This window comes from Coleofasciculus sp. G2-EDA-02 (genome assembly GCF_040226375.1).
GTDB lineage: Bacteria > Cyanobacteriota > Cyanobacteriia > Cyanobacteriales > Coleofasciculaceae > Coleofasciculus.
On record NZ_JAVKEW010000121.1, the window covers coordinates 1 to 5,409 of the forward strand.

Here is a 5,409-nt window from a genome sequence, read left to right on the forward strand (position 1 = left end):
TCAGTAGGGCGTTTTTGACTGCGCCATCCAGGGTTTTTCTCTGGAACTCTAAGAAGACGAGCAAAACGAAGGGACGCGGCTTTAGTTCGTCCCGTAGTATCCTCTTAGAATCCCCCGCGTTTTAACCGGGGGAGAAGTCAACTAATTTGGTAATATAGCAGTAGACACATCGATATAGGACAAGCGAACTGTTGTTCCAGACGTTCCGCCGGAGGAGTCTCTACCAAATGATGTGTCCTAACCGCTATGGCGGTTGCTATACAGCAGATTTGGTGGTTGATGAGGTACAGCCTCAAGCAAGATACCCGACAACTCCTACGAAGTCGGGGATCTGTCTGACTTTTCACGGGAAGTAGAGACGCGCCATGGGGCGTCTCTACATTGCTCCCCCTGCTCCCTCCACCAGACTTATTCAGCAGACACTAAATAATAGACGTTCCCACGGAACGTCTATACTTCTTACCTATTGCTAACTTTAACGATGATGGCTCAATTGGAGACTTCTGCCATTTCAATAACGCGCCCCTCTAAATCTTTAACTAAAAAGTTCAGCGGTTTTTGAGTGCGAACCTTATACTTGAGGCGTCGCATTTGTACCCGCATCAACACTTGTTCTAAGCAGTCATGATCAAAGCAGACATGGCGGTGTCGATTTTTATTCCCATAGCTAGCACCGGAAATGACATGGAGTTGGGTATTTTTTTTAAGCTGATACCAAAGTCCCTCAGTTCCTTGTAGTTGAGTTGCACTCGTGGTTCCAGTATTGGTGGATAGATAGAAGGGGTCAATCCCGGTTGCGCCTAGGGTTTGCTCATAATTGTAGTAGTAGTGTAGGGGAACTTCTGCGGCGGACAACTCCAGCAAGCCTTCATAAAACTGTCGTGCCACCTCCACATCAGACACCATAATGGTATGTACTTTGGGTGCACTGGTGAGAAACATCCACATCGCCACCGCGTAAGCTGCCAAGAGCATAACCATAATGCCTTGGGTGGAAAAAAGGCTATCGAGTGGCAGAGACGGTAAAAAAGCGCCAAACGGCAGGAATGGTAGTCGAAAGGCAATAATATCAACTGATAGAATCATTCTGACAAGCGATGTTGAGTTGATTTAACTTTGACGAATCGGTTGTTCTGTTACAGGTTTATGATGAATACCATCCGATGTCCTATAGATGTTACTAGATGTTACTAATTTTAGCTAAGGTAAACGACATCAGCTAATCCTGCGGGACGTAAAACTCACACACTAAGGATGATAGGCGTCAGCAACTCACCGTTAAATCTTCAACCGAAGGGGTAAAACCTGCATAAGGGAGGCATCTGCTTGAGAGTGAACACCGTGCATTCACCAATTCTAGCTAGAACGTAAACACTGTGCATATTCCACATTTTTCTGAATCCAACCATCCGCTAGTCAAATCCCTGTTTCACTACAGTGATCGGGAACTGGTAACTCTGTTTCAGCGCTATCCGGAACAGGGAAAGTATTTCACGGCGGTTTTCTGCCGCTATAGTCCGATTGTCTATACCTTAATTCGTCATTCGGCGCGATCGCCCGTGCAAGCCGACTACCTCTTTGCCCTCACCTGGCGTCATATTTTCTATGAACTACGGGGAATGGATTTTATCAAAGAGGCGGCGAGTGAGTCTAATACCTTCCAAAGCTGGCTGATTAACATGACAGCAGTCTGCATCAATCAAGCGGAGTTACCCCCAGTGGAGTCCATTCACTATACCCTGCAAGCTGCACCACCCCCATTATGGTGTTATCTGGAGGCAGCATTAGAACAGTTACCCCCTCTAATGCGGTTAATCATCATTATGGCTTTAACCTTTAAGTGGAGTGAAACCCGCATCGCCGCCTACTTACAAGCCGAAGGGGAAGCGATCTCACCCGCTCAAGTCAGAAATCAACTCCAGCAAGGGTATCAGCTATTAGAGGCAAATTTACCCGATGATATTCGCGAGATTTACTTACAGCAAGCGGCGGATAATGCCGATGATAAGTCCGAATCCAATGCTGTACCCGTGTGACATCCTCTGGCGCTGTAATCTTTGATTCACCAAGAATCAGACTTACAGCCCCTCAAACTCCCGAGTCGTTAAACTAGGAATAGACATTCCCTATCCAGAACAAAAAATCATCAATCAATGAACAGAGGATATCTCTCGGTGAACGTGATGCATCGCTGTGCGATGGCTCTGATTTCTGGGGCGGTACTGATCTTGAGTAACCCGGCTCTAAGTCAAACCGTCTCCAACAACACCGAGGGTTTTGACTTACAAGATCAATTGACGATTCCCTTGAATAGGAGCCTTCAACGGGAAGAAAGAAATCAAGCGGATGTACTTCTGCGCCTAGGAGGAGAGGCAAAGCGTCAAGAAAATTGGCAAAAAGCCATCGCTTACTGGCAACAGGCGCTGGATCTTTATCAGAAAATCGGCGATTTTGAAGGACAAGGCTTAGCTTACAATTATATCGGTCTGACTTATGCTGATTTGGGACGCTTTTCCCAAGCGGAGGAGTCCCTACGCCGTCGGTTAGGGGTTGCCCGTTTCCTACAAGACTTTCAGGGACAAATTTATGCCTTGAATAACATTGGCACTGTACTGCTGCAATCGAGAAATCTGGAAGCCGCCCAAGTAAGCTTTGCTGAAGCCCTGACGATTGCTCGCACGGTGGGCGATCGCGAAGGGGAAGGACTTAGTTTGAGCAACCTGGGTTTAGTCGCCGCTAGTGCGGGTGATTATTTAGAGGCGATTAAGCAGTATAAAGCGGCGATAACCTTGCGGCGGCGATTGGGCGATCCTTTGGGAGAAGCGAATACCCGTAATAATTTAGGTGATGCCTATTTCGCGATCGCCTCCTACAAAGATGCAATTGGCTCCTATCGATATACCTTACAACTGGCACAAGATAGCCGTGATATTCCCAATCAGTTTCGCGCCCTGCGTGGATTGGCGAAATCCTACAGTATCATTGGTCCTGATTTGCTGGCGATTCGATATCTCAATCAACATTTAGCCTTAGCCCAAGAACAGGAAAGCTTAAGCAGAGAGTTGGTTTCACTGCGATTATTTGCCGAATTTTACCTAGCCAGAGGCAATCTATCTAAAACGCGGCAATTTTACGAACAAGCGATCGCCCTCGCCAACGCGATCGGCGAAACTCAGCAAGAAGCCTTATTACGGAATGATTTAGCCCAAATCCTTTATGACAGAGGGGATTGAACTGCTAGTTTTGCTACTACCATTGTGCCGGTTTAGCTTTTGGCTTGGGGCTATCAGCTAATTTTTAACTCCCCAGGCCGGATTCGAACCAGCGACCAATCGGTTAACAGCCGACCGCTCTACCACTGAGCTACTGAGGATCATGACTTCAACGCTTGCCACGATTACTAATCTTACCCAGTAAAAGGATAATTTGGCAAGTCCTTTGGCAAAATTTTTTTCAGAGCCTCCACGGTTACACCTTCTGTTTCCCAGCCATACCCGTCATTTCGCTGAAGTAAAAGATGCTGAAACCCTTGTGATTAAAACCTTTTGGGAGATTCTCTCTATCCGTATGAAAAACTCAGATGTTTCAGACGTTTGCCGAAGTTCTAAATTATATTGCCAGTCATCCAGACAAGTTTAGGGAAGCTCTAGGGCAACATTTGCTATTGGTACTCGTGCCACTGACAATCAGCCTAGTGCTGGGTTTACCGTTAGGGCTGCTGAGTGCGCGATCGCGAACCACCTCAACTGTCTTGATTAATGCCGTCAATGGTTTACGAGTCATTCCCAGCTTAGCGATTTTATTCGTTGCCATTCCCTATTTGGGGCTAAGTTTTAAATCGGCGGCGGTAGCGTTGACGCTTTTAGCACTACCACCAATTTTGATCAGCACAGATGTAGCCTTTCGCAATATTGAACCCACCATCATCGAAGCTGCCAAAGGGATGGGGATGTCTCCCGGGCAAATTTTGCAACAAATCGAAATTCCTTTAGTCTTACCGATAATCATTGCTGGGATTAAAACCGCTACAGTTGAGGTAATTGGCAGCGCAACTCTAGCTGCTTTTATTGGTGCAGGGGGATTGGGTAGTTTTATTGTGTTGGGGTTTGCGCTTTATGATCAAAGTATTCTATTGGTAGGTGCTATTCCTGTGGCAATATTGGCATTAGTTGCGGAGGTGAGTTTGAGTATTCTACAACGATTGACATCCTCCCACAGCACGTAAAACAGGTTTTATAGAACCGAGGCGATTAGATACCCTCAAGTCTGTGCAAGATAAAATGAGGGAGTATATCGACATTAAGGATTTGCGGAAAAATAAATGATACCAAATGGTGTCATGTCATCCCCTGAATTTTTCGTTGCGGATTAGATAGCCACTGTAATCCCAGCAAGATACCATTTAAAGCAAACGCCAAAATCGCCACGGTAATTGCCCCCGCCCAAATTTTATCGTAGCGATTCTGAGAAACTCCCTCAAACAGTAGTAATCCTAATCCTCCAGCCCCAAACTTAGCACCAATTGTGGCAATCGCGATCGCGACAATTGTTGCCAGACGTATTCCGGCAATGCCAATGGGTAAAATTAGGGGAACTTGTACCCACCACCACCGTTGCCAGGAATTCATTCCCATCCCGCGTGCGGCTTCTAAGATTTCGGGCTCAATTGATTGTAATGCTACCAAAAAATTTCGTACCAGAATCACTTGGGTATAGAGAATCATCGCCACCACTACCGATTGACGATTCAACCCAAAAAGTGGCACAAGCAGAATAATTAGCGCTAGACTCGGTATGGTGTAGAGGATGCCCAGAATACCTAAAATGGGAATGTTCAGCCAACGGTAGCGAGTAATCAGTAAGGATAAGGGAAGCGCGATCGCGACAGCAATCAGTACAGCTAAACCCGTCATCTGGAGATGTTCGAGCAGTAATTGAACAATATCTTCAGGATTTTTAATAATATAGTTCATCAGGATTTCATTTCAGCCTAAAATATAAATGGATTCAATGGAATAGGATATAAACCAATAAGCATGTGCCGATTACTAGGCTACCTAGGTTCCCCTCTCAAACTAGATCAGCTTTTGTATAAACCTGAACATTCCCTGGTTGTCCAAAGTTACTTACCAAAGGAGATGAAATCGGGTGTCGTCAACGCTGATGGATTGGGCATTGGCTGGTATCATTTAAATCAGGATGTTGAGCCGTTTACCTACAAAAATACGCTACCCATCTGGAACGATACGAATCTACCGGAATTGAGCCGTTATCTTAGCGTCCGGAGAAGACCCTCGCTTTTAGCGATGGGATGAATCCGGACAATCTTGGCTTTGAACGTAGACTTTTAGCTGTTCAATGGTAACACCGCCACAACTAGCGACAAAATAAGCGCCTGTCCATAAAACA

5 protein-coding genes, 1 tRNA gene and 2 pseudogenes are annotated in these 5,409 nt (G+C 45.9%); 4 read left to right on the forward strand and 4 right to left on the reverse strand.

What is annotated here, in order from left to right:
• Positions 1 to 489 precede the first annotated feature (489 nt).
• On the reverse strand, positions 490 to 1,086 hold the full coding sequence (locus RLO19_RS13610; RefSeq protein ID WP_446357159.1) for a glyoxalase-like domain protein: 597 nt from the start codon (positions 1,084 to 1,086) through the stop codon (positions 490 to 492).
• Positions 1,087 to 1,376: 290 nt separating this feature from the next.
• On the opposite strand from RLO19_RS13610, the gene RLO19_RS13615 reads away from it, so the two are divergent.
• Entirely contained in the window at positions 1,377 to 2,036 is a 660-nt protein-coding gene (locus RLO19_RS13615; protein ID WP_446357161.1) for an RNA polymerase sigma factor, read from the forward strand.
• A gap of 117 nt (positions 2,037 to 2,153) precedes the next feature.
• Positions 2,154 to 3,233, forward strand: coding sequence for a tetratricopeptide repeat protein (locus RLO19_RS13620; RefSeq protein WP_446357163.1), 1,080 nt, complete (start codon positions 2,154 to 2,156; stop codon positions 3,231 to 3,233).
• 68 nt (positions 3,234 to 3,301) lie between these two features.
• Here RLO19_RS13620 and RLO19_RS13625 read toward each other — a convergent pair.
• Positions 3,302 to 3,373: transfer RNA gene (locus RLO19_RS13625), tRNA-Asn, on the reverse strand.
• 207 nt (positions 3,374 to 3,580) lie between these two features.
• On the opposite strand from RLO19_RS13625, the gene RLO19_RS13630 reads away from it, so the two are divergent.
• Positions 3,581 to 4,225 carry an ABC transporter permease gene (locus RLO19_RS13630; RefSeq protein WP_446357165.1) on the forward strand — a complete coding sequence of 215 codons (645 nt, stop codon included), beginning with the start codon at positions 3,581 to 3,583 and terminating at the stop codon, positions 4,223 to 4,225.
• A gap of 112 nt (positions 4,226 to 4,337) precedes the next feature.
• Here the strand turns inward: RLO19_RS13630 and RLO19_RS13635 are convergent, their stop codons facing one another.
• Complete coding sequence (locus RLO19_RS13635; RefSeq protein ID WP_446357167.1) at positions 4,338 to 4,973, reverse strand: ABC transporter permease; 636 nt, start codon at positions 4,971 to 4,973, stop codon at positions 4,338 to 4,340.
• A gap of 63 nt (positions 4,974 to 5,036) precedes the next feature.
• Between RLO19_RS13635 and RLO19_RS13640 the strand changes: the two are divergent.
• Positions 5,037 to 5,276 (forward strand): annotated as a pseudogene (locus tag RLO19_RS13640) (ergothioneine biosynthesis protein EgtC); the annotation flags it as partial.
• Between the two features lie 24 nt (positions 5,277 to 5,300).
• Here RLO19_RS13640 and RLO19_RS13645 read toward each other — a convergent pair.
• A pseudogene (locus RLO19_RS13645) lies at positions 5,301 to 5,409 on the reverse strand (IS200/IS605 family transposase); the annotation flags it as partial.

Excerpts from the sequence above, each read along its gene's own strand:
- RLO19_RS13635 (WP_446357167.1), bottom strand. The coding sequence starts at position 4,973 with ATGAACTATATTATTAAAAATCCTGAAGATATTGTTCAATTACTGCTC.
- RLO19_RS13620 (WP_446357163.1), top strand. The coding sequence starts at position 2,154 with ATGAACAGAGGATATCTCTCGGTGAACGTGATGCATCGCTGTGCGATG.
- RLO19_RS13630 (WP_446357165.1), top strand. The coding sequence starts at position 3,581 with ATGTTTCAGACGTTTGCCGAAGTTCTAAATTATATTGCCAGTCATCCA.
- RLO19_RS13610 (WP_446357159.1), bottom strand. The coding sequence starts at position 1,086 with ATGATTCTATCAGTTGATATTATTGCCTTTCGACTACCATTCCTGCCG.